Raw genomic sequence first — 23,533 nt, 5'->3', positions numbered from 1 at the left:
CTTTCTTTAATATTCTACGTCGTTTCCGAGTGCTTTAAATTGAACAAAACTTACGATCGCAATCATGACTGCCAAAAAGACACCAATTGTGTTGGCATAGCCGTATTCTGTCAATTGGAAGGCTTTTTCGTACAGGTAGTACATCAAGGTACTTGTTGAGTAGTTTGGCCCACCAGATGTCAAAAGCTGAATCAAGGCGAAAACTTGGAATGAGTTGATTGTTGTGATGATTGCAATATAAAGAGTTGTTGGAAGAAGGCTTGGCCATTTAATCTTCCAGAAAACTTGAAATTCAGTTGCACCGTCTACACGAGCCGCTTCAACCAGTGAATTGTCAATATTCCCCATAGCAGCGATATAAAGGATAATCGGCTGACCAACTGAAGTTGTCAAGAGGATAATCATAATTGCCAGTAATGCCCAGTGTTTATCTCCCAACCAAGAAATATTCTGGCTGATGATATGACTTGATTTAAGGACAAAGTTTAGAATCCCTGATAGTGGGTCATAAATCCATTTCCAAACAACTGTTACGGCAACACTACCTGTTACAACAGGAAGGAAAAAGACGAAACGGTAGAAAGATCTGGCAATAGCATTTTGATGGTAGGTTTGCGACGCCACAAAGAGCGAAAAGAGAACAACAATCGGTACAGATCCAACAACCAAAATAACTGTGTTAATCAAAGATTTTGTAAAAACAGGATCTTTAAACATACGGATATAGTTATCTAAGCCCACAAATTCAAAACTAGTCATAGAGTAGTTAAAGAAACTTGTGATGAAGCCCATAATCATTGGTACTAAAACGAAGACAACGAAGAAGAATAAAACTGGCGCTAGGAAAGCATAAGAAATAATAGTTTCTCTCATACGAATTTTATTAACTTTCACTGTCGGCACCTCTCTTTCAAATAGAATAATTTTTTGACTTTCTTGAACTGTTTTAAAATCAAAATGAAATTTTTTAAGATTCGCTTATGTAAGAACTTCATTTTAATTTCGTGACAGTTCCTTACATCTCAAACAAAATCCTCCCTTTTCTTACATAGACTATGCACAGGGAAAAGGGAGGGATCAATCTGATTTAGTGCTTATTGTTTTGTAGCTTTTTTAATTGTTTCATTAGCTTTTTCAGTGAAGGCTTTCAAAGCGTCCGCTGGTTTTTCGTCACCATTTGATACAGATTGCAACATTGGGAACCAAAGTGTTCTCATTTCAGCAAAACCATTGATAGTGTTGTAGTATGGTGAGTAGTATTTAGTCCAACCACTGATTGTTTCCATACGTTTGTCTTCATAAAGTTTGCCAAATGAAGTACGAACTGGGAAGGCACCTGTACGAACAACGTCTTTTGGACCCCATTCTTTATCATCCGCAATAAATTGGATGAATTTCTTAGATGCTGCAACTTTCTTGTCGTCTTTGTTGTTGAATACTGCAAATCCGTTTACAAGGTATTCAAGAGCTGGTTTGCCTGAATCTGATGGGAATGGTACTTCTACTACTTCTACTTTACTTGCTTCCAAGAGTTTAGCTTGGATACCGTTTTGAGCTGGTGCCCAAAGGATTGTGTAAGATGTTTGACCGTTGGCAAAGTTTTGGATATCTGCTCCACCGTCAAATTGTGAACCGTTGTTCAACAAACCGTCTTTGATCCAGCCAGCTGCTTTTTCAAGACCTTTGACGAATTTAGGATCATCAGTTGTATATTTTGTTACATCTTTATCTGTTACAGAACCGCCGTAAAGGTTTGAGATGAAGGCACGTGTTCCTTGGTCTCCCCCTTGACCAGAACTGAACAATGAACCTGGTGTATAGCCTTTATCTTTAAGCGCTTTCAAAACTTTTTCAAAATCATCAGTTGTCCAACCTTCTTTTACAAGGTTTGCAACTCCAGCTTCTTCCAACATTTTCTTGTTCATAGCCATGTAGAATGGGGCTGAACTAATTGGATACATGTAGGCTTTATCTCCAGCTTTACTTGCTTGTACGATATTTTCATTGTTGACATCTTTGACAAATTCATCTGTGAAAATATCATTCAATTCAGCTAATTTACCATTTTTACCATATTGGATGATACGTCCTGGTGCGTCAAAAAGTACGTCTGGAGCCGTTCCTGCTTCGATAGCTGTTGTGATTTTTTCAGGACCTGACTTGAAGTCGATGGTTTCCAATTTCACTTTTACATCTGGATTTGCTTTTTCAAACGCTTCGATGATTGATTTTTCATATGTTCCAACACCGTCACCAGTTTTTTCTTGAGTGAAGACTGGGAATGCCCACCAAGTGATTTCTGTTTTTCCACTATCGCTACCAGATTTTCCAGCATCTTTACTTCCACCAGAATTACCACATGCAGCAAGGCCAAGAATCGCAGCACCCGCAAGTACTGTACAAGCTAGTTTTCTAAATTTCATTTGTATTCTCCTAATTTATAAGCGTATCCATATTGGATAATGAGTTCTTGCGTTTGTATACGTTTTCATTCCATCCTACGCATCCACCACTCTCCTCTGTTTTTAAATTGTGTTATTTAAGACCAGCAACGAAGCGTTCTGTAATCTCTTTTGGTCTAGTAATAGCGCCACCGACAACAATACCTCGCACTCCATATCCAAGGATTTGTTTGGCTTGTTCTGGTGTATGAATTTTCCCTTCTGCAATGACATCTACACCGGCATCACAGAGTTTTTTAATTAATTCAAAATCGGGACCATCCACTTTAGGACTGTAAGATGTGTATCCTGATAAGGTTGTTCCGACAAAGTCAATTCCCGCTTCAACAGCTGCTAGGCCTTCTTCAAAAGTACTTGTGTCAGCCATCAAGAGCTGGTTAGGGTATTTTTCCTTAACCTGACGAATAAACTCTTGAATCTCTAAACCATCGTAGCGTTCACGCTTGGTACAATCCAGAGCAATTACCTCTATATCAAGTTCTGCCAATTCATCAACTTCTTTCATGGTGGCAGTGATAAAGGGTTCTTGCGGTGGATAATCTCGTTTAATTATCCCAATTATTGGAAGGTTTGTGACCTCCTTGATTTCCTTGATATCGCGAACACTGTTTGCTCGGATACCGACTGCTCCACCTTGCTCAGCCGCTTTGACCAGCAAGGGAATGACTCCTCCCGCTTCTGTATAAAGCGGTTCGTGAGGAAGGGCCTGACAAGAAACGATGATTCCATCTTTGATTTGTTCAATCAAGGCTTCTTTAGTAATCTGTGGCATCCTCTTTCCTCCTTTTCTTTGTTCTTATGAGTTGATTATATATCATTTATGAAGCGCTTTCAATACTTTGTAGTAGGATAGATTACAGTTTCAAAAGTATTTTATAGAACAGCTGTTTCTGAAAGTAGTTTCAGGTAACATAAATATCCGTATATACAACCAAATGAACTAAAACTCTTCGAAAATCAAATTCAAACCACGTCAGCGTCGCCTTACCGTACTCAAGTACAGCTTGCGGCTAGCTTCCTAGTTTGCTCTTTGATTTTCATTAAGTATAAAACTAATAAGAATCACAATAAGCTCATTCATAAATGGTTACCTAAAGAAACTAAGAAAACGACTCCTAAAGAAGTCGCATTCATCAAAAATTGGATTAACAACTATCATAAAAAATGCTTGAACTACAAGTCTCCCAGAGATTTTTTTATTGCTAACTAACTTGAAATTTAGCGTTTGTATTTGAACGACAAGCCTAACACAGAGATGTTTTCTTATGTCTATAATTAGCTTTTATTTACTCAAGAAGTTCCAATTAAATTTCTTATAAAAAATTGTATAGCGATTTTGACTATTCTCGCTATGTTCATATAAAATTCCGTATTCTCCGTCACCTAAGTCTTGTAATGAATTATATGCAAATTCCCCACCTTGAATTAGATTATGCTTCAACCAAGTTAACTCGCCATTTTTCTCAACACGTGCCAAGTGAACTAGACCATCTTTTCGTTCGCGTCCTGGTCCAGCAGCATTGCTAAGAATAATATACTCTTTCCCATCATGCATAGTATGAATAGCTGACATTTGCACATAGGCATCTTTTACTTCTGGATAACGTTTGATTGTTTTCTCCCAAGTCACTCCACCATCTTTACTAGTAGCAACCTGAAGATCCCCAGTCAAGCCACGCATGAAGAGTTTGACATCACCATTATTTAATTGAAGAACAGTTGATTCTGTATTTTGAGCGCCACTATTATTCATATTAGACGAGTGGATGACACTATTTCCAACAGGTCGATTATCATTTGGGGCTTCTCCAGCATGCCAAGTTACCCCATGATCATCTGAATAAATTAGACGCGAAGACTGCGAACCACCTAAATGCGAAATACTGTTTGTTGTATAAGCTGGTACCAATATCCGTCCCTTATGCTTACCTGTACGTAATACAATACCTGTTCCAGGACCTGTTCCAAGGAATTTCATCCAATCTTGTCGAATCCCTGGTGTGATATCTTTCGGTGCAGACCATGTTTTACCATCATCATCACTATAAGACATCCATAAATAGCTAGTATTTGCAACTCTAAAAGGATTTTTCGTACTTTGTGCAAAGTAAACATTACCAATTAAATCCTTCCCTTTATACAAATCACCTTTGTCGCTATATCCTAGTTTTTTGGGATTTACTACAACATGATAATCTGTTTTTTGATTTTTAGAATTATAAACTTCACCATTTTCACGAATTGTATAATATCCTTTTTCGCCTGTTTTATATAAAATTTGATAAGTTTTATCCCCTATACGCTCGTATGCTTTTTCAGGTTTAGCAGGCATACCGAATACTGCTTTTCCTTCTGGGAACATATCATAAACCGAAAAGATTCTCTTAGTTTCCGGATCTTGAACTAATACCATATCAATATTTAATGGCGACGGAGCAGTTTTGTCTTTGGCATCTGGATTATCACGAAGATTAGAAATTGTTATTCTATCTCCCCACGTCTCTCCTCCGTCCTGACTTCGACGAACTACCATACCAATATCTCCCCAATCTGCGAATTGTAAACGTCTTTCATCCGCTCCGGCAATTAATGTGCCTTTATCTGTTTTTAGCAGTGCTGGAATTCGGTAAGTATTAATTCCATCCTTATTCAATCCACCATTTACACCACTTACAAAAACTTCCTTCTTCTCTGTAATTTTTGCACTTTCCGATGATTTCACTTCTAAATCCGCTACTTTAAATAATTGACTGCGTTTCCCTACTTCTTCAGGCGTCAAGGCACGATCATATACAGTCAGATTACGAACCTGAAGATTGGATCCCCACATTGTTTGGTTTGCTCTCTTAGTAGTTCCAATCTGAACCTGATTAACATCTGGCATATCTTGAATAAAACGACCAGATTTTGTATTTGTTCTAGATAAAACTCCATTGACATATAAACGAACTTGTCCATTTGGTTGGTCTACTTTTGGTCTTTCCACTGTGAAAGTAACCGAATTCCATTGACCAGGATTTACTTTAAGCGGTGCATCTGAATAACTTCCGTAGAAATGATTTCCATCAGCTCCTCGTGCTTCGACCATTGCAGTACCTTTATTAACAGACATACTGAAATATTCGTCTCTTTTCTTATCACTTGATACAGAAAAGAGATTATAGAATTGCGGAGCATTAGCATCTGGTTTAAACTCCATATGAATAGTCGCATTTTGAAGATGTTTCAACTTATCTAATGCTTCTGCCAAGTCAACTCTTTGCCCATTTCCAGCATTCGTAGCAAGGTCTTCTTTTTCAAATACAGTTTTAACATTCTTTAAATCTCTGGCAAAGTAATCACGTGGAGGAAGCACAACGTCATCTGCACTTCTAGTTTTTCCTGGAAGATTCTCTGTTTTTTCTCCTCTTCCTGCATTTGATTCTACTGGAAAATTTCTAGAATTTCCCCCTTGATTAATTGGCACTTCTTCTTTCAGACTTTCCTTTTTAATTTCACCTCCATTAACAATTGCTGAAGCTAATTTGCCTACTAAATCCTTATCTAGTTGATTTAGTCCACCAGAAACTACCTCACTTACAGATTCTGATACTGACGCTCCACTTTCTAAAGGAGTTTCTACCTTTCTTACATCAATATTAGTTATAGTTTCTTGTGCTAAAACCGGCGTAATACCAAATAAAACTGATCCAATAACTACCGAAGCAACCCCAATAGTAAATTTTCTAATACCATATCGGTTTTTACGATTAAGAAAACTTTGATTCATATGACTCCTCCTACACTTTTAGTAAGCGCTTTCTTTTTTGGTTAAGATTTTTTTAATTAGTTGAAAAATTAAAATAGGAAAGTAATCTAATTGATGCAATTTATTATTCTCGATTAATACATACTCCCTAAGTAATTATTTTATTTCTTAAAATCTAGACTTTTATTTATTATACAATAAAATAATATATTTCTCTCTATGTTGATCTATAATAGATTCTATTTTTAGAAATATTTTGCTTTTCTGGTTTTTTTGAAAGTATTTTCAATTCCCATATACAAAAAGAGAGCTACTAGACTCTCTCATTCATCACTTCACATACTTAAAAGGGATATCACTACCACAAAGCCAGTTGTAGACTTGGTCGTTGACAAAAACATTCATGGCTTCATGAGCATACTCTGGCATGATACGATAGGCCTTATCGCAGGTCAAACGATTGTAAATCGCAAACTGGGTAATAGGATAGCAAACATCGTCGTCCAAGCCAGTAATCATCTTAACCTCATCTTGGATACGATGGGCAAGATTTTTCACATCGATATAGGCAAGGGTCGCCATAATCTCCTCCTCAGTTTCATGGAAGGGGTCGTGAAACTTGAAATAACGAAAAAGTTCGTCGTAAGCCTCGCTAGTATTCCCAATCTCAAGCACTCGTCTGAAGTCTGACAAGAAAGGATAGATGGCAACAGTTTTCTCAATTCGAGGATTGAGCGCCGCCGCAACCAAGGCTAGAGCTCCTCCTTGTGAGGCACCATAGCTAGAAAGTCGCTTCTCATCCACCTGAGGCAGACTAGCAACAATTTCAACCAACTGGTAAATGTCCAGATAAACATCCTTATAAAAGAGATGCTCCCGACCTTCCACAGCACCACGGATAATATGTCCTTTAACTGTATTTCCTATAGGAGAACGTAAGCCGTCTTGCGAATAACCTGACTGGACCCGCACATCCATGGAGACAACACCGTAACCAGCTACGGTGAAGGACAGCATATCGGCCCAGTCCCAGCCACGTCCCATATAACCATGGAAATGGAAGATTAGTGGAACCTTCTCCTCACTTTTTGGAAGAACGACGCGCGCATAGACCTTGCCTTCATTGGTTCCTTCAAACGTTAACTCATAGCACTTGACTTGAGGAATGTGGAAATTTCTTTCCTCCAAGTGGTAGGCTGGAAGAGTTGAAACTTTTTTCACCTCCTCATCCCAGAAAGCATCAAAGTCTTCTGGAACCTCATCCCTGCCTTTATAGGTCTTGATTTCTTCTAACAAAGCTGGATTTTTCATAATATACTCCTTTTATTTTGTAATCGCTACCACAACTGTAGCATATCTAAGAAAGCAATGCAAGAAAGAAGGGTAATACTCTTCGAAAATCTCTTCAAACCACGTCAACGTCGCCTTGTCGTACTCAAGTACAGCCTTCGGCTAGTTTCCTAGTTTGCTCTTTGATTTTCATTGAGTATAATATAGAAAGTGAATTTAGATTTTATTTCTTCAAACCTACTGACTGAAAGTCTAATAAATTGAATCTAGAATAGTACCAATCAACTTCTAAAGTATTTTTAGAAATTAATGTGAATGCCACAGTTGATTTGTCTACAGTTTATCTCAATATACTATAGTTTCAATGGAGATTGAATAGAGAATCACACACCAGAAAGCGAGGTAACATCATGAAAGCAATAGGTACGCAAATATTACAGACAGATCGTTTAATCTTGCGAAGATTTGTGGAAAGTGATGCAGAAACCATGTTTCAGAATTGGGCTTCGTCTGCTGAGAATCTGACCTATGTTACTTGAAATCCCCATCCTGATGTTGAGAACACTCGAAACTCAATTCGTAATTGGGTTGCTTCCTATGCCAATCCCAACTATTACAAATGAGTCATTTACCTCAAAGAAAAGCCAGAGCAAGTGATAGGAGATATCAGCATCATTGAGATAAATGAGGATGATTCCAGTTGTGAAATTGGCTATGTTTTAGGAAAAAACTATTGGAGTCGTGGTCTTATGACAGAGGCCTTAAAAGCTATCTTAGACTTCTGTTTTACTCAAGCAGATTTTCAAAAAGTCAAAGCACGATATGGCAGTCTCAACCCAGCTTCAGGTCATGTTATGGATAAGACTGGAATGTCCTATCTAAAGACTGTTGCAAATGGGGTAGAGAGAAAAGGCTATATTGCGAACCTTATTTATTATCAGATAAGCGGAGAAGACAGATAATCTTAAAATTTATTGCTTATCCGCTGTTCTTATTTTTTATTTACTATTTCATTTATCCTCTTTTTTCCGAATAAATAGATAGAACCATCGAATCTAGCAAAATTAGATTTTAAAATATGGTATAATAGAAGGAGGGAATGGATGATTCTCAGACATCCGGGCATCAGCCCAACCAATGACTTGGTTGCTAAGAAAATCTTTAGCAATCCAGAAATCACTTGTCAGTTTATCCGCGATATGCTGGATTTACCAGCTAAAAATGTAACTATTTTAGAGGGAAGCAATATTCATGTCTTGCCTTCCCTGCCGTACTCGGCGCAGGATTTCTATACCAGTATAGATGTTTTGGCGGAGTTGGACAATGGGACACAAGTAATTATTGAGATTCAGGTACATCATCAGAATTTTTTCATCAATCGCCTGTGGGCTTATTTGTGCAGCCAGGTCAATCAAAACCTCGAAAAAATTCGCCAACGTGAAGGTGACACCCACCAGAGTTACAAGTATATTGCTCCTGTTTACGCCATTGCAATTGTGGACAGCAACTACTTCCAAGATGACTTGGCTTTTCACAGCTTTAGTATGCGCGAGGACACGACAGGTGAGGTCTTAACTATCACAAACAATGGACAGGAACACCATCTAGTCAAGATGGCATTCTTGGAACTCAAAAAATACAGAGAAACCAGCAAAGATAAGGTTCGCAAACCGTGGTTGGAGTTTTTTGGGAATAAACCCTTTACTCAGGAACCCGAGCGAGCCATCAGCCAGGCAGACCAACTGCTGGACTACAAGAGCTGGTCCGAGGAGGACAGGAAGATGTTTAGTCAACTACGTATGCGAGAAGAACAAGCCTTGTTAGCGCAGGACTATGCCTTGGAACAAGCTAGGGCAGAAGGGATTGAACAGGGACTGGAGCGTGGGAAAGTTGAAGGGAGTTTGTCTATGCTATTGAATCTAGTCCGTCAAGGCCTTCTGACAGCTGAGGTTGCAAGTGAACAATTAGGAATGACCGTCGCTGAGTTTGAAGAACTATTGAAAGAGCATCATAAATAAGAACTAAAAAATATAGAGAAACCAGCAAAGATAATATTCGCAAGCCGTGGTTGGAGTTTTTTGGTAACAAGCCCTTTACCCAACAACCTGAGCGAGCCATCAGCCAGGCAGACCAACTGCTGGACTACAAGAGCTGGTCCGAGGAGGACAGGAAAATGTTTAGTCAACTACGTATGCGTGAAGAACAGGCATTATTGGCTCATGATTATGCCTTGGAAACTGCTAGGGCAGAAGGGATTGAACAGGGGTTGGAACGTGGTATTGAACAGGGACTGGAGCGTGGGAAAGTCGAAGGGAGTTTGTCTATGCTATTAAATCTAGTCCATCAAGGTCTTTTGCCTTCTGAAGTTGCCAGTCAACAGTTGAGTATGACTGTCGCTGAGTTTGAAGAACTATTGAAAGAGCATCATAAATAAGAACTAAAAAATACAGAGAAACCAGCAAAGACAAGGTTCGCAAGCCCTGGTTGGAGTTTTTTGGGAATAAACCCTTTACCCAGCAACCCGAGCGAGCCATCAGCCAGGCAGACCAACTGCTGGACTACAAGAGCTGGTCCGAGGAGGACAGGAAAATGTTTAGTCAACTACGTATGCGCGAAGAACAAGCGTTATTGGCTCAGGATTATGCCTTAGAAACTGCTAGGGCGGAAGGGATTGAACAGGGATTGGAACGTGGTCTTGAGCGTGGGAAAGTTGAAGGAAGGGAAGAAGGGAAACTTTTTGCATTTCTGGATATGGTACGCCAACATGTTTTAACTTCCGAATTTGCAAGTGATCAATTGGGTATGACTGTCGCTGAGTTTGAGGCGTTATTGAAAGATTAAGACAATCACAAATAATGGACAAGAAAACCACCTAGTCAAGATGGCGTTCTTGGAATTAAAAAAATACAGAGAAACCAGCAAAGACAAGGTTCGCAAACCCTGGTTGGAGTTTTTGTAAATCATTTAATCAATGACAGATTTTTCCGTAATAGATGGAAGAATCTGTTTTTTAGTTATGCTAGATGTGGGCTCTGAAATAGTAAGATATAGTGTATTGAAATAAGATATGAACAAAGAAATTAGGAAAGTCAAATTATAGTTAAATGAAATAAAAACTGAACAAATTGATTGCGGAATTCAAGCTAATTTCTAGCAACGTTTTAGAAAACTCGGTGGACTATTTCGGATTCAATCTACTATAATTTCTAGAAATTTTTTAGAATCCGCAGTGTGCTATTTTAGATTCAATAAATTGTGCTTTTAGAAACAAAAAAAGAGCATTTCCGCCCTTTTTCTCCTGTTCAATCTTATTTTGTTGCTTCTTTCTTTTGGAAAGTGGTTTGGTAATTTACTTTAATCGTTACGGTCATGTGAGAGTCCTCGTTTCTTTTTGATGACTCTAGTATAAGGGTCAAACCTGAAAGCTAGCTTAAGATTTCCTTAGAGAAAGCTTAATCTAGATATTCTTTCTTTTCCAAATGAAGGGCAATCATGCGCCACTCTGGATCCTCTTGCCATCCTTCAATAGAACTAATGTAACTGGCCACTTTTCTAGCTTCTTCTAAAATCGGAAAATCTTCGATAATATCAGCTACTTGGAACTCTGGAAGACCTGACTGTCTGGTTCCAAAAATTTCACCTGAACCACGCATTTTCAAATCTTCTTCGGCCAGGACAAATCCATTGGTCGTTTCTGTCATGATGCGCATGCGGTCTTTCCCAGAATCCGTCTTAGGATTGGCAACTAACACAGCATAGGACTGCTTGTCCCCCCGACCGACACGACCTCTGAGCTGGTGAAGTTGGCTAAGCCCGAAGCGATCGGCATCCATGATAATCATAACAGTCGCATTGGGAACATTGACCCCAACCTCGATAACCGTTGTAGAAACCAGAATATCCGTTTTTCTCTCTTTGAAATCCTGCATTATCTGGTCTTTTCCGTCACTCTTCATCTTACCATGTAGAAGAGCCACCTCTGCCTTACCCGCAAAATGAGCCGTCAGCTCCTCTGATAAAGCAATGGCATTTTTCAAATCCAGTGCTTCAGATTCTTCAATCAAGGGAGAGATGACATAGGCTTGAGAACCTTTTTGAATTTCCCCCTCTAACCAAGTCAAGACCTGAGGCAGTTGCTCATGTTTGATCCAGCGTGTCACAATAGGCTTCCGTCCTGCTGGCATCTGGTCAATAATGGAAACATCCATATCTCCAAATGCTGTGATAGCCAGCGTCCGTGGAATGGGAGTCGCCGTCATCATGAGGACATCTGGATTGTCGCCTTTTTCTCGTAAAATACGCCTTTGCCCCACACCAAAGCGGTGCTGCTCATCGATGATAATCAAGCCAAGACGAGCATAATCTACCCCATCCTGAATCAGAGCGTGGGTTCCGATAATCAAATCAGCCTCACCCTTAGCAATAGTCTCCAAGACTTCTCTCTTTTCTGCAGCTTTCAAGGAACCTGTCAAAAGAGCCAGTTTCAAGTCTGGAAAAAGGTTCTGTAAACTCTCAAAGTGTTGCTCTGCAAGGATTTCTGTTGGCACCATGAGAGCAGCCTGATAACCAGCTGTCACCGCCGCAAACATAGCCAAACCAGCGACTACCGTTTTCCCGCTCCCCACATCTCCTTGCAAGAGACGATTCATGTGGTGATCCGACTTCATGTCAGTTAAAATTTCCTGCAAACTCTTTTCCTGAGCTGGAGTCAGGGCAAAAGGTAGGCTTTCCTTGACTGTTGTCACTTTTTCCTTAGACCAATTCAGAACCAGACCGCTTCCCTGAACTCTATTTTCAGACTTGAGCGTCTGCAACTGCATTTGGAAATAAAAGAGCTCCTCAAACTTGATACGGCGAAGAGCCTGCTTATATTCTGCCAAATCCTTGGGGAAATGCATAGCACGAACTGCCTGACAACGGGACATGAGTTTGTATTTGTCCAGCAAGGACTGGGGAAGATTTTCCTCAATCAAGAGGTCCAGTCCCTGATCAAAGGCTGTCTTGATAACTTTGACCAGACTGGCCTGACTGATTCCCTGAGCCAAGCGATAGACAGGTTGGAGGTCATCTTCCACCTGAGCCAGGACCTTCATCCCAGTCAGACTAGCCTTGGCGCGGTCCCATTTTCCAAAGACGGCAAGAGTTGCTCCCAACTCTATCTTATCTGCTAGATAGGGCTGGTTAAAGAAGTTCACCGCAAAAACGACTTCTCCCTGCTTGAGGCTAAAACGCAGGCGATTGCGCTTGAAACCATAATACTGGACACTGGCAGGAGTCACGACTTGACCAGATAGGACTGCCTTCTCCCCGTCCTCTAGTTCCAATACTTGCTTAGTTTTGAAGTCTTCATAACGGAAAGGAAAGTAGAGCAAGAGGTCTTGCAAGTTTTCAATTCCTAGTTTGGCGTATTTTTCTGCTGACTTTGGTCCCACACCAGGTAAGACATGCAAGGGTTGATGTAGATTCATGCTCCACTCCTTTCTTTTCTAATAATATTCTCTCGGAATGCGGTCGCTGAGAAGACAAACCACTTCATAGTTAATGGTTCCACGGTAGGTCGCTACCTGAGTAGCTGTGATCTCCTTGCCCCCATTAGAACCAATGAGGGTGACTTTGGTTCCTAAGGGATAAAGCTTAGGCAGACGAATGGTGATTTGGTCCATCGAAACCCTGCCTACGATTGGGCAAGCTTGGCCATCTACCAAGACAGAGAAATTCTGCATGTCACGTGTCCATCCATCCGCATAGCCGATTGGCACGGTCGCGATGACTTGCTCGCTATCCGCTTGATAAGTTGCTCCATAGCCCATGCAAGCTCCAGCTGCAACTATCTTGACATGGACCATAGCAGACTCCAAGGTCAAGGCCGGAATCAAGTCATAGGGTAAGTCCAAGACCGCTCCGCTAGGGTTAAGACCATACATAGCATCTCCCATACGGACCGCATTGAAAATAGTCTCTGCATGCCAAAGAGTCGTTGCAGAATTGCTGGCATGAACCAGCTCTGGAAGACCTTTCATACTGGCCAAAATAGTTTTAAATCTCTCTAACTGGGCATTAAAGTAAGTATCTGATTCCTCGTCTGCAGTAGCAAAGTGGGTAAAAATCCCTTCAACACGAGCACCATGTTGTTGGAGCAAGTCTTGAGCTTGCTCAGCCTCACTAGCCTCTCGAAAACCAATCCGTCCCATTCCTGAATCAATCTTGAGGTGGACTGTCAAACCAGCTAACTCTTCCTCTCTAGCTATGAGTTCTTGAATCCACTCCAGTCCAGCCACAGTCAAGGTAATGTCGTATTCTTTAGCTAGAGCAACAGCTTCGATTTCAGAAACTCCTAAAATGAGGATTCGTTTGCTGAGTCCAGCCTGTCTGAGTTCAATAGCTTCATCAATATTCGAAACGCAAAAGCCATCAACATCATCTTGAATCGCCGTGGCAACGGCAACAGCCCCATGCCCATAGGCATTAGCCTTGACCACTGCAAATTTGAGCGTTCCTTGAGGGATATGAGCCCCCATTTGCTGAATATTTTGTCGAATAGCTCCCAGATGAATCAGAGCCTTAGTTGGTCTATGCGGACTAGCTTTCATGATTTTCCTCCAAAATGACACTGGCTGTCACAAACTGATCTGTGTGGCTGATAGACAGCCAAATCTTTCCTGAAAATGGTGACTGACTAAAATAAGGAGCCCCGCGTTCATTATTCAAGACTTCCAAATCCTGAAAACCGAGCTTGCCAATACCAGTTCCCATGGCCTTGGAAAAGGCTTCTTTAGCCGACCAGCGACCAGCCAAATATTCTATTTGCCTGCGCCCTTTAAGACTGTTAAACCGTTCCATTTCCTTAGCGGTCAGCACGCGCTTAGCAAAACCTTCATGTCGTGTAACTGCGCTTTCTATCGAAACTAATTCTTCGATGTCAATTCCATGTCCAACTATCATTCTCATCAAAAGGAGTTGAGATTCCCCAACTCCATCCTTTTCACTTATTTTGTCAAGGTAGCATAAATCTCTTCTACCAAGGCCTCTGTATTTTCCCAACCTAGGCAAGGATCGGTAATGGAACATCCAAAGACCTCTGGTTGGTTTTGACGACCATCTGCTAGATAAGATTCAATCATAAAGCCTCGAACTGTCTTTTTGATTTTCTCGTTCCAATCACGATTTTGCAAGGTCTGGCGAACAATTCGAATCTGCTCCATATATTGCTTGCCTGAGTTATCATGGTTGGTGTCGATGAGAATAAAAGGATTTTCAAGTCCCATTGTCTCATAACGTTCAATGGCATTTAGTAGGGTTTCATAGTAAAAGTTAGGCTCATTTTTCCCATATTCATTGACTGCTCCACGAAGGATTACGTGTGCCAAAGGATTTCCTGAAGTCTCAACTTCTTGGCCATGAAAGAGGAAGGTCTGTTTATTTTGAGCAGCATAGATACCGTTAAACATGACTCCGAGATTTCCTGAGGTTGGATTTTTCATCCCGACCGGTGCATCAATTCCTGAGGCCACAAAGCGGTGCTCTTGGTCTTCCACAGAACGAGCCCCCACAGCATGGTAGCTGACCAAATCATCTACCAAGATCAGATTTGACGGATAAAGCATCTCATCTGCTGTTGTCAAACCAGTCTCTGTAATCACGCGGTAGTGCAACTGGCGCACAGCCTGCAAACCGTTAATCAGGCTTGGAGCCTTAGAGGTATCTGGTTGGTGAACCAAACCTTTATAGCCGTCTCCATTGGTGCGAGGTTTAGCAGTATACACACGCATAACCATGAAAATCTTGTCCGCCACCTTCTTTTGCAAGGCAGATAAACGGCGAGCATATTCCAATACAGCTTCTTCATTATCAGAAGAACAAGGACCAATCACCAAAAGGATACGGTCATCTTCTCCTGAAATAATGTCTGCCAATTCTCTATCACGACGCTCCTTTAGTCGCAAGGTTTCCGCAGACAATTGGGTTTCTGCCTTGATTGCTTCAATATCGATTTCTTGACCTTTTTCAATAAATGCCATCTTATTCTCCTAGCGTTTGGTAGATTTCTCTGACGAGGACTTCCGTATTCTCCCAGCCAAGGCAAGGGTCTGTGATAGACTTGCCAAATACTTCCGGTTCGTTTTGACGGCCGTCTTCTAGATAAGACTCAATCATAAAGCCACGAACGTACTGCTTAATTTTTTCATTCCAATCACGGTTAATCAAGGTCTGGCGAACAATTCGAATTTGGTCCATATGTTGCTTACCAGAATTGTCATGATTGGTATCGACGATGATAAAAGGATTTTCCAAGCCCATTTTCTCATACTGGGCAATGGTATCCATCAAATTATCATAGTAGTAGTTAGGAATATTCTTACCATACTCATTGATTGCTCCACGAAGAATGGCATGTGAAAGCGGGTTACCAGTTGTTTCCACTTCTTTTCCTAGGAAAAGGAAGCTTTGTTTATTTTGAGCAGCATAAATCCCATTAAACATAACATTGAGATTTCCAGAAGTTGGATTTTTAAACCCAGTCGCGAAATCTGCTCCACTTGCCACAAAGCGGTGTTGCTGGTCTTCAACAGAACGGGCACCAACCGCCATGTAAGAAATCAAATCATCCACTAGCGGTAGATTTTCAGGATAAAGCATTTCATCAGCTGTTGTCATACCTGTTTCCGTGATAACACGATAGTGAAGATGGCGAACAGCTTTGATTCCGTTGATAAGACTAGGCGCTTCTGTCGCATTAGGCTGGTGAATCAAGCCCTTATAGCCATCTCCGTTGGTACGGGGTTTAGCAGTATAAACACGCATAACCATAAAGATACGGTCTGCTACTTCTTCTTGCAAAGCTGCCAAACGCTTAGCGTACTCAAGAACAGCTTCTTCATTGTCAGATGAGCATGGCCCGATTACCAAGAGAATCCGCTGGTCTTCTCCACGTATAATGGCTTCTAGCTCTTGATCGCGCTGTGATTTTCTCTCCAAAGCTTGGCCTTCTAATTTTGATAAGGCACGAACTTCTTCAATATTAATTTTAGGACTTTTTGCTGTAAATACCATAACTCATCTCCTTATAAATCAAACGGATACCAAGTAAAAATTTACTTTTCACAAGGTATCCGCCTCTAAACTATCTCATTTTATTGTCTTTTACCGTGACAGTTTTTAAACTTCTTACCAGAACCACATGGGCAAAGTTCATTCCGTCCAATCTGGCTCAAATCCAGATTTTCAGGCATATTTGCTTGGTGGGCAGCGATATTGCGAGTCGCTGTTGTACTGATATGGTGTTCTGCTTGTGGTCTTTCTTGTTCATGAATTTGTGCTTTCATCATCAAGCGTGTCACATCAAACTCAATCGAACCAATCATGTCATTAAACATACGGAAACCTTCTGCCTGATACTCAACAACAGGGTTGTTCTGAGCATAACCACGAAGTCCAACCGCGTTACGCAATTGATCGAGGGCATCGATATGATCTGTCCACTTGTTATCTACCACTCGTAGAATCAAGACTTTTTGGAATTCTTTAACTGCTTCTTCATCGCGTAGTTTTGAAACCTGACTATCGTAAACCTTCAAGGCACGTTGGAAAAGCTCTTCCTTGATGGCCTTATCAGACAAGCCAGACAAGTCTTCCATCGTAATAGAATCTTCTGGAAGCAAGTTGTACTTAGCAAAGTTCAAAATTGCTTCTAGTTTTTCATCTTGTTTTGCACGCGCATGACCATCAACGACACGACCAATCGTGCGTTTGATCATAGCCTGAATTTCAGGTGCCAAGTCACGGTCTGCAGTGATGACATCGTAACGTTGAGCGTAGATAATCTCGCGTTGTTCACGCATGACATCATCGTATTGAAGGACTTGTTTACGGGTATCGTAGTTATTTCCTTCGACACGTTTTTGTGCTGCTTCAACCTGACGTGTCAACATACGAGACTCAATGGCCTCTTCAGACATGTTCAAGCGTTCAAAGATTCCCTTCAAGCGTTCAGAACCAAAACGTTTCATCAAATCATCTTCAAGAGAGAGGTAGAATTGTGACTCACCTGGGTCTCCTTGACGACCTGAACGTCCACGAAGCTGGTTATCGATACGACGGCTTTCATGGCGTTCTGTACCAATCACACAAAGTCCACCCAATTCACGAACTCCTTCACCAAGCTTAATGTCGGTACCACGACCGGCCATGTTAGTCGCAATGGTAACAGCACCACGTTGACCAGCATTCATAATGATTTGGGCTTCTTTATAGTGGTTTTTGGCATTCAAGACTTCGTGAGGCACGCCAGCTGCGACCAATTTCTTAGAAATGTAATCACTAGTTTCAACCGCTACTGTACCAACCAAGACAGGCTGACCTTTTTGGTAACGAGCCTTAACGTCTTCGACAACCGCCTTAAACTTAGCCTCGATACTTGCATAAAGAAGGTCTGAGTGGTCAATACGTTGAACAGGACGGTTGGTTGGGATTGGAATAACACGAATGTTGTAAATTTCACGGAATTCTTCTTCCTCAGTCTTACCTGTACCCGTCATACCTGACAATTTCTTGTACATACGGAAAAGGTTTTGGTAAGTGATTGAGGCAGATGTCTTGGTTTCATCCTGGATTGGCACACCTTCTTTAGCTTCAATAGCTTGGTGCAATCCATCAGAATAACGACGACCTTCCATGGTACGACCTGTAAATTGGTCAACGATCAAGATTTCTTGCTCTTCGCTCACCACATAGTCAATATCGAGAAGCATGATGTAGTTGGCACGAAGGGCATTATCGATAAAGTGAGTCAAAGCTACGTTTTCGATATCATAGAGGTTTTCAAGCTTGAAGTAGCTTTCAGCCTTGTCAATCCCTGAATCAGACAAACCAATAGTTTTAGACTGCACATCGATGATGTAGTCGTCTTTGTCCAAAGATTTTACATAGTGGTCTGCCATGTGATAGAGCTGACTAGTTTCAACCGCATTAGCACCTGATACGATCAAAGGTGTACGGGCCTCGTCAATCAAGATAGAGTCAACCTCATCGACCAAGGCATAGTTAAGCGGGCGTTGTACCATGTTTTCAGCACGAACGACCATGTTATCACGAAGGTAGTCAAATCCGATTTCTGAGTTAGTTGAGTAAGTAATATCACACTCATAGGCTTCTTTTTTCTCCATTGGAGATTTGGCAGCCAAGTTAATCCCTACTGACAAGCCAAGCCATGAGTACAATTCACCCATTTCAGTCGCGTCACGTTCGGATAGGTATTCATTGACCGTAACTACGTGGACCCCTTTACCTGAAAGGGCATTGAGGTATACTGGCATGGTCGCAGTCAAGGTTTTTCCTTCCCCTGTACGCATTTCTGGCACGTCACCATGGTGAAGAACGATTCCTCCCATGACCTGAACCTTATATGGGAAGAGACCTAGGACACGTTTGGCACCCTCACGGACAACCGCAAATGCTTCATAAAGCAATGAATCCAGTGATTCTCCATTTTGATAACGTTCTTTAAATTCAACTGTTTTTGCTTTTAGTTGGTCATCAGTCAAAGCAGCCATTTGGTCTTCGTATTTGAAAACCTTGTCAGCCATCTTTTCCAGACGACGGATTTCTCCTTTATCATTTTCGATAATTGTTTTTAAAATATTAGCCATGTTTTTCCTTACTTTAAATTCCGAATATTTTAGAATGTTCTTTTAATTTTAGCACAATTACTGATTATTTTCAAGGAAGAATCCCCATTTTGAAAAGGAAAAAGAGGCTAGTTTCCAAGCTAACCTCTCTGACTTTTATGATGATTTAATTGCCAACAAAAATCGGCAAAATCGCAAATAGGATAAATAGATTTATCCAAAGAGAAAAACAGCAGATCAATCCAAAAACAAAGAGACTGACTTTCTTGGACAGCAAGGCCATCAAAATAGACAGAATACCAAAAACTAGCAAGACTTTCTGTATGCTGAAGAGGTCAATCTTCCCCCCCCAGAATCGGACTGCCCCAAGGAAGAAAGAAGAAAGCAATCCAGATCAACAGAACGAAACCAATATAGACCTTAGAATAGCGTGTAATAAATGATTTTAGATGTTCCATAAGCCACCTCCTAGGATTATATATCCTTTAAATATTGTATATGTCCATTTTCGACAACTAATACATCTGTACAAAGGTCTGAAATATCTTCCGATATGTGCGACGTCAGGATAACCAGACCATTTTCTTTTTTCAGGTAAGATAAAATGACCTGTTTGGTTAACCTCACACTCTTCTCATCCAAAGCATTCATAGGTTCATCGAGAAAGAGTATAGATGGTTCGGCAATAAAGGCTTGAATCAAAGCCATTTTTTGTTTCGTTCCTAAGGATAAATGACGGTATTCAATGTCTTCAAATTCCTGTAAATCATAGTATTGAATCCAATAGGCAATTCTTTTTTCCGTAACTTTAGATGAAAAATACCTTAACAGTTCCAAATTTTCTCTCAGGGATAAATGGGATAGAAACTCTACCTTTTCAATTAAAATCCCTGCATCCTGAATATAATGATTTTTTACCCCGTAAACTTTGCCATCTTGAAGAACTTTTCCTTTGTCAAGCTTAATATGACCAGCAAGTACCTTTAAAAGGACCGTCTTTCCAGATCCATTATCACCTTTAAGGCCATAAATTTTTCCTGATTGAAAGACCAGATTTAACTGATTTAAAATAGATCTTTTCCCGTAATTTTTCTGTCCATTTATAATTTCAAGTCTCATCGTTTATCCTTTCTTAAATTTCTCTTCCAAGCGACTAACAATCAAGATAACTAATAAACTTAAGAGTCCTAAATACACTGTTACAATATGATCCATCATCCATTCTTGTCCCACAAATGCTAAAAAATAGAGAAAAAAGGAAAAACCAGCGCCTACACTAATAAGTGCTATCAGATAAGACAGTAACAAATACAAGATCATTAACTGAGCAAGTAAAAAGAAGAGAGCAACTGTTTTGAAATGAATTCCTAGAGGAAATAAACCAAGGAACCAGACAAATAAATCTTGAGTAAAAAATTTAGAAATGACAACCAATCGTTTCCTTGTATAATCGAAAAAGGAGCTTGATTGATAGCGAATCAAGTGATGGTAATGGTCTGCCAAATCACTTTCAAGTAAAATGACAGAGAGCCATCCTACCATGAAAATAGAAAGGTTTAACAAGAGTTTGGGGATTTCTAAATTCACTTCAGAATAGTCATTATAGGAAAAGATTGAAATCAATTCTCTCTTAAAAAAGAGAAAAATATCCTGCTTTTGAACCGCTGTTGACAATAGATAGTTGGTCAAAATCATCATCAGAACTATACGAAGTAGTAAAACGATCTTTCTCTTTAGCAAAATATTGTTAAAATTCTTAAACATTATCTTCATATTTTTCAAGCACCATATAAGGGACAATATAAAGGATATAAGGAGTAAAGAGTTTTATCAAACTTACATCCCCATAGCTAGCTTGCATCAAACTCGTCATAGGAACCATATAGTACGGCAAGATACTATAGAGTAGCATAGAACCAAGCCAAAGAAACATCAAATAGGCAATTGCCGAACGAGTCACATTCCCTAAATAATCAACTATTTTTAAAAAATAGACCGTATTGATGAAGATACCGATTAGAAGGACACAAGTAAAGAACAAATACCTTTTTATCTCTCCATCTAGAAACCTTTGTAAACTACTTCCATCAGAAAATAGAGAATTCCATTCCAGAGGCGAAAAAGTCCCAAAGAAATAGGTTATGATTGCAATTGTCAGCACAGCCACTAAATATATCACACAAGGGATACTTGCGACTTGAAAAGTCAACTTTCTTTTTAACCCTTGATAACTCACTTCTCTTCCAATACTCAATCGTAAAACTTTCTTTTTCAGCTCAACATATTGAAAACCTAGCAAAGAAATGATGATTGGAATAATAAATGATTGATAAAAGCCTAGATTGAACTGGAGAATACGAAAATCTAACGCTGATTTTAATAAGTCATTTTTAATTGCTTGTCCATTAAATTTGGCTAGATCAGGCGCATGAATATCAAAAAAGAAATAAGTCATCAAAAAATCACGATAAACCAAAGCAAGAAAAATCAAAGTAAGCAAGATATAAACAAATTTATGCCTTGCCAAAGTTAAGAGAGGAATCTTCATAAGCCACCTCCTACAAATAGAAAGTAATATAATACTCAATGAAAATCAAAGAGCAAACTAGGAAACTTGTACTTGAGTACGGCAAGGCGACGTTGACGTGGTTTGAAGAGATTTTCGAAGAGTATAAATCAATGCTTGCCTCCTTTAGACTTCCCTAGCTCCCGTCTCAAGCGAAGCATTTTTTTGAAACAGAAATAAGTTAACCTATTCAGACCAATAGCTAGCAGAATAAAAAGAAACCAAATGCCCCATAACTTGATATCTGTCACATTTCTCAAGACGATATTGAAAAACAGAACTGAAATAACTGTCCAAGCAAGGCTAAAAAGAGCATAGAGGGGGATGTAAAACCAGTAAAAATAGTAAAAAATTGGGAAAAATTTACTATCTCTATCGGCCTTTTCAATCCAGCTGAAAAAGTAAAACCAGGGAAATAAGATTATCAATTTAAACAAATGTTTCATCACCAGCCCCTCTCGATTTGACAGCGCTTTCTTTATCTTCATTCTATCAAAAAAATCTGGAAATGTCATTCCAGATTCTGCTTTTTTATTTACGTTTTCTTGCGATGAGATGAATCGGTGTTCCTTCAAAGACAAAGGCCTTGCGGATTTGATTTTCCAAAAAACGTAGGTAAGAAAAGTGCATAAGTTCTTCTTCGTTGACAAAGATAACAAAGGTTGGTGGTTTGGTTGCCACTTGGGTCGCGTAGAAAATCTTGAGGCGTTTCCCTTTGTCTGTCGGTGTTGGGTTGATGGCAATGGCATCCATGATGACATCGTTCAAGACAGCTGATGGGATACGTGTATTTTGACTTTCACTGATTTGCTTAATCATCTCAGGAAGTTTGTGGAGACGTTGCTTGGTCAAAGCGGATACAAAGATAATCGGTGCGTAAGGCAGGTATTGGAACTGCTCACGAATATCTTCTTCCCAGTTTTTCATAGTGTGGTTGTCCTTTTCAAGTGTATCCCACTTATTGACCACGATAATCATCCCTTTACCAGCTTCGTGGGCAAATCCAGCGATACGCTTGTCGTATTCACGGATACCCTCTTCCGCATTGATGACCATCAAGACCACATCTGAACGGTCAATAGCACGCATGGCACGCATGACAGAGTATTTCTCGGTATTTTCATAAACCTTACCAGACTTACGCATACCAGCTGTATCAATCATGGTAAACTCTTGACCATCTGTATCTGTAAAGTGGGTATCAATAGCGTCACGCGTTGTTCCAGCAACAGGACTGGCAATGACACGGTCTTCTCCCAAGATAGCATTAATCAAGCTTGATTTTCCAACATTGGGACGACCAATCAAGCTAAACTTAATCACATCTGGATTTTCTTCTTCATATTCATTTGGAAGATTTTCTACGATGGCATCTAGCACATCCCCTGTACCGATACCATGGACAGATGAGATAGGCAGTGGTTCACCCAAACCGAGGGCATAGAAATCATAGATATCATTTCGCATCTCAGGGTTGTCCACCTTGTTAACTGCGAGGATAACTGGTTTATGGGTCTTATAAAGCTTACGGGCCACGTATTCGTCCGCATCGGTAATTCCTTCCTTACCAGACACTACAAAGACGATAACATCGGCTTCTTCCATGGCAATTTCTGCCTGGTGCTTGATTTGTTCCATGAAAGGAGCATCGACATCATCGATTCCTCCTGTATCAATCATGCTAAAAGAACGATTGAGCCACTCACCCGTTGCATAGATACGGTCACGTGTCACTCCTTCGACATCTTCTACAATGGAGATTCGCTCACCAGCGATCCGATTAAATAGGGTTGATTTCCCAACATTGGGACGTCCTACAATGGCAATAGTTGGTAGGGCCATA

Annotated in this window: 16 protein-coding genes and 7 pseudogenes; 6 read left to right on the top strand and 17 right to left on the bottom strand. The window is 40.3% G+C overall.

Going from position 1 to position 23,533, the window contains the following annotated elements; all coding sequences use genetic code 11:
* Positions 1-6: 6 nt before the first annotated feature.
* The 3 genes from SK608_RS03270 to SK608_RS03260 form a co-directional block, all read right to left on the bottom strand.
* Positions 7-873: a carbohydrate ABC transporter permease gene (locus tag SK608_RS03270; RefSeq protein WP_162489245.1), complete on the bottom strand. Its 867-nt coding sequence runs from the start codon at positions 871-873 to the stop codon at positions 7-9.
* A 221-nt stretch (positions 874-1,094) separates the two neighbouring features.
* Positions 1,095-2,423 (bottom strand): ABC transporter substrate-binding protein, encoded by a 1,329-nt coding sequence (locus SK608_RS03265; RefSeq protein ID WP_033676558.1) that lies wholly within the window; start codon positions 2,421-2,423, stop codon positions 1,095-1,097.
* Positions 2,424-2,535: 112 nt separating this feature from the next.
* Positions 2,536-3,234, bottom strand: a complete 699-nt coding sequence (locus SK608_RS03260; RefSeq protein WP_033676556.1) for an N-acetylmannosamine-6-phosphate 2-epimerase — start codon at positions 3,232-3,234, stop codon at positions 2,536-2,538.
* Between the two features lie 279 nt (positions 3,235-3,513).
* On the opposite strand from SK608_RS03260, the pseudogene SK608_RS03255 reads away from it, so the two are divergent.
* Positions 3,514-3,697: pseudogene (locus SK608_RS03255) on the top strand (IS30 family transposase); the annotation flags it as partial.
* Between the two features lie 50 nt (positions 3,698-3,747).
* Here the strand turns inward: SK608_RS03255 and SK608_RS03250 are convergent.
* Positions 3,748-6,231, bottom strand: a pseudogene (locus tag SK608_RS03250) (sialidase domain-containing protein); the annotation flags it as partial.
* 309 nt (positions 6,232-6,540) lie between these two features.
* A complete protein-coding gene (locus tag SK608_RS03245) occupies positions 6,541-7,521 on the bottom strand; it encodes an acetylxylan esterase (protein WP_033676554.1) in 981 nt (326 codons plus the stop codon).
* A 389-nt stretch (positions 7,522-7,910) separates the two neighbouring features.
* On the opposite strand from SK608_RS03245, the pseudogene SK608_RS03240 reads away from it, so the two are divergent.
* The 5 genes and pseudogenes from SK608_RS03240 to SK608_RS12065 all read left to right on the top strand — a co-directional run.
* A pseudogene (locus SK608_RS03240) lies at positions 7,911-8,462 on the top strand (GNAT family N-acetyltransferase).
* Between the two features lie 141 nt (positions 8,463-8,603).
* Positions 8,604-9,518 (top strand): Rpn family recombination-promoting nuclease/putative transposase, encoded by a 915-nt coding sequence (locus tag SK608_RS03235; protein WP_033676552.1) that lies wholly within the window; start codon positions 8,604-8,606, stop codon positions 9,516-9,518.
* A pseudogene (locus tag SK608_RS11635) lies at positions 9,515-9,934 on the top strand (Rpn family recombination-promoting nuclease/putative transposase); the annotation flags it as partial. The gene SK608_RS03235 and the pseudogene SK608_RS11635, both read left to right, overlap by 4 nt.
* Positions 9,931-10,341 (top strand): annotated as a pseudogene (locus SK608_RS03225) (Rpn family recombination-promoting nuclease/putative transposase); the annotation flags it as partial. The pseudogenes SK608_RS11635 and SK608_RS03225, both read left to right, overlap by 4 nt.
* Positions 10,334-10,453, top strand: a pseudogene (locus SK608_RS12065) (Rpn family recombination-promoting nuclease/putative transposase); the annotation flags it as partial. The pseudogenes SK608_RS03225 and SK608_RS12065, both read left to right, overlap by 8 nt.
* A 499-nt stretch (positions 10,454-10,952) precedes the next feature.
* Here SK608_RS12065 and recG read toward each other — a convergent pair.
* The 12 genes and pseudogenes from recG to der all read right to left on the bottom strand — a co-directional run bounded on the left by recG (position 10,953) and on the right by der (position 23,532).
* On the bottom strand, positions 10,953-12,968 hold the full coding sequence (gene recG / locus SK608_RS03220) for an ATP-dependent DNA helicase RecG (RefSeq protein WP_033676546.1): 2,016 nt from the start codon (positions 12,966-12,968) through the stop codon (positions 10,953-10,955).
* Positions 12,969-12,986: 18 nt separating this feature from the next.
* Positions 12,987-14,090 carry an alanine racemase gene (gene alr / locus SK608_RS03215; protein ID WP_033676543.1) on the bottom strand — a complete coding sequence of 368 codons (1,104 nt, stop codon included), beginning with the start codon at positions 14,088-14,090 and terminating at the stop codon, positions 12,987-12,989.
* Positions 14,080-14,442, bottom strand: coding sequence for a holo-ACP synthase (gene acpS / locus SK608_RS03210; RefSeq protein WP_033676541.1), 363 nt, complete (start codon positions 14,440-14,442; stop codon positions 14,080-14,082). The genes alr and acpS overlap by 11 nt, the downstream gene beginning before the upstream one ends.
* Positions 14,443-14,486: 44 nt before the next feature.
* A complete protein-coding gene (locus tag SK608_RS03205) occupies positions 14,487-15,518 on the bottom strand; it encodes a 3-deoxy-7-phosphoheptulonate synthase (protein ID WP_033676539.1) in 1,032 nt (343 codons plus the stop codon).
* 1 nt (position 15,519) lies between these two features.
* Complete coding sequence (locus SK608_RS03200; RefSeq protein ID WP_033676537.1) at positions 15,520-16,551, bottom strand: 3-deoxy-7-phosphoheptulonate synthase; 1,032 nt, start codon at positions 16,549-16,551, stop codon at positions 15,520-15,522.
* An 80-nt stretch (positions 16,552-16,631) separates the two neighbouring features.
* Complete coding sequence (gene secA, locus SK608_RS03195) at positions 16,632-19,145, bottom strand: preprotein translocase subunit SecA (protein WP_033676535.1); 2,514 nt, start codon at positions 19,143-19,145, stop codon at positions 16,632-16,634.
* 145 nt (positions 19,146-19,290) lie between these two features.
* Positions 19,291-19,582 (bottom strand): annotated as a pseudogene (locus tag SK608_RS03190) (hypothetical protein).
* A 16-nt stretch (positions 19,583-19,598) separates the two neighbouring features.
* Complete coding sequence (locus SK608_RS03185; RefSeq protein ID WP_033676533.1) at positions 19,599-20,243, bottom strand: ABC transporter ATP-binding protein; 645 nt, start codon at positions 20,241-20,243, stop codon at positions 19,599-19,601.
* 3 nt (positions 20,244-20,246) lie between these two features.
* Entirely contained in the window at positions 20,247-20,888 is a 642-nt protein-coding gene (locus tag SK608_RS03180) for a hypothetical protein (protein ID WP_033676531.1), read from the bottom strand.
* Positions 20,881-21,672 carry a hypothetical protein gene (locus tag SK608_RS03175; protein WP_033676528.1) on the bottom strand — a complete coding sequence of 264 codons (792 nt, stop codon included), beginning with the start codon at positions 21,670-21,672 and terminating at the stop codon, positions 20,881-20,883. Before SK608_RS03175 ends, SK608_RS03180 begins: the two co-directional genes overlap by 8 nt.
* Positions 21,673-21,800: 128 nt before the next feature.
* Positions 21,801-22,136: a hypothetical protein gene (locus SK608_RS03170; RefSeq protein WP_033677744.1), complete on the bottom strand. Its 336-nt coding sequence runs from the start codon at positions 22,134-22,136 to the stop codon at positions 21,801-21,803.
* Positions 22,137-22,221: 85 nt separating this feature from the next.
* A complete protein-coding gene (gene der, locus SK608_RS03165) occupies positions 22,222-23,532 on the bottom strand; it encodes a ribosome biogenesis GTPase Der (RefSeq protein ID WP_001207696.1) in 1,311 nt (436 codons plus the stop codon).
* Position 23,533 lies beyond the last annotated feature (1 nt).

Origin of the sequence: Streptococcus mitis subsp. hohhotensis (assembly GCF_000722775.1) — a bacterium.
In the GTDB taxonomy this organism is placed as follows: Bacteria; Bacillota; Bacilli; order Lactobacillales; family Streptococcaceae; genus Streptococcus; species Streptococcus carlssonii.
Note: the sequence above shows the minus strand (reverse complement) of the source record. Positions and strands in the feature narration are given on the sequence as shown.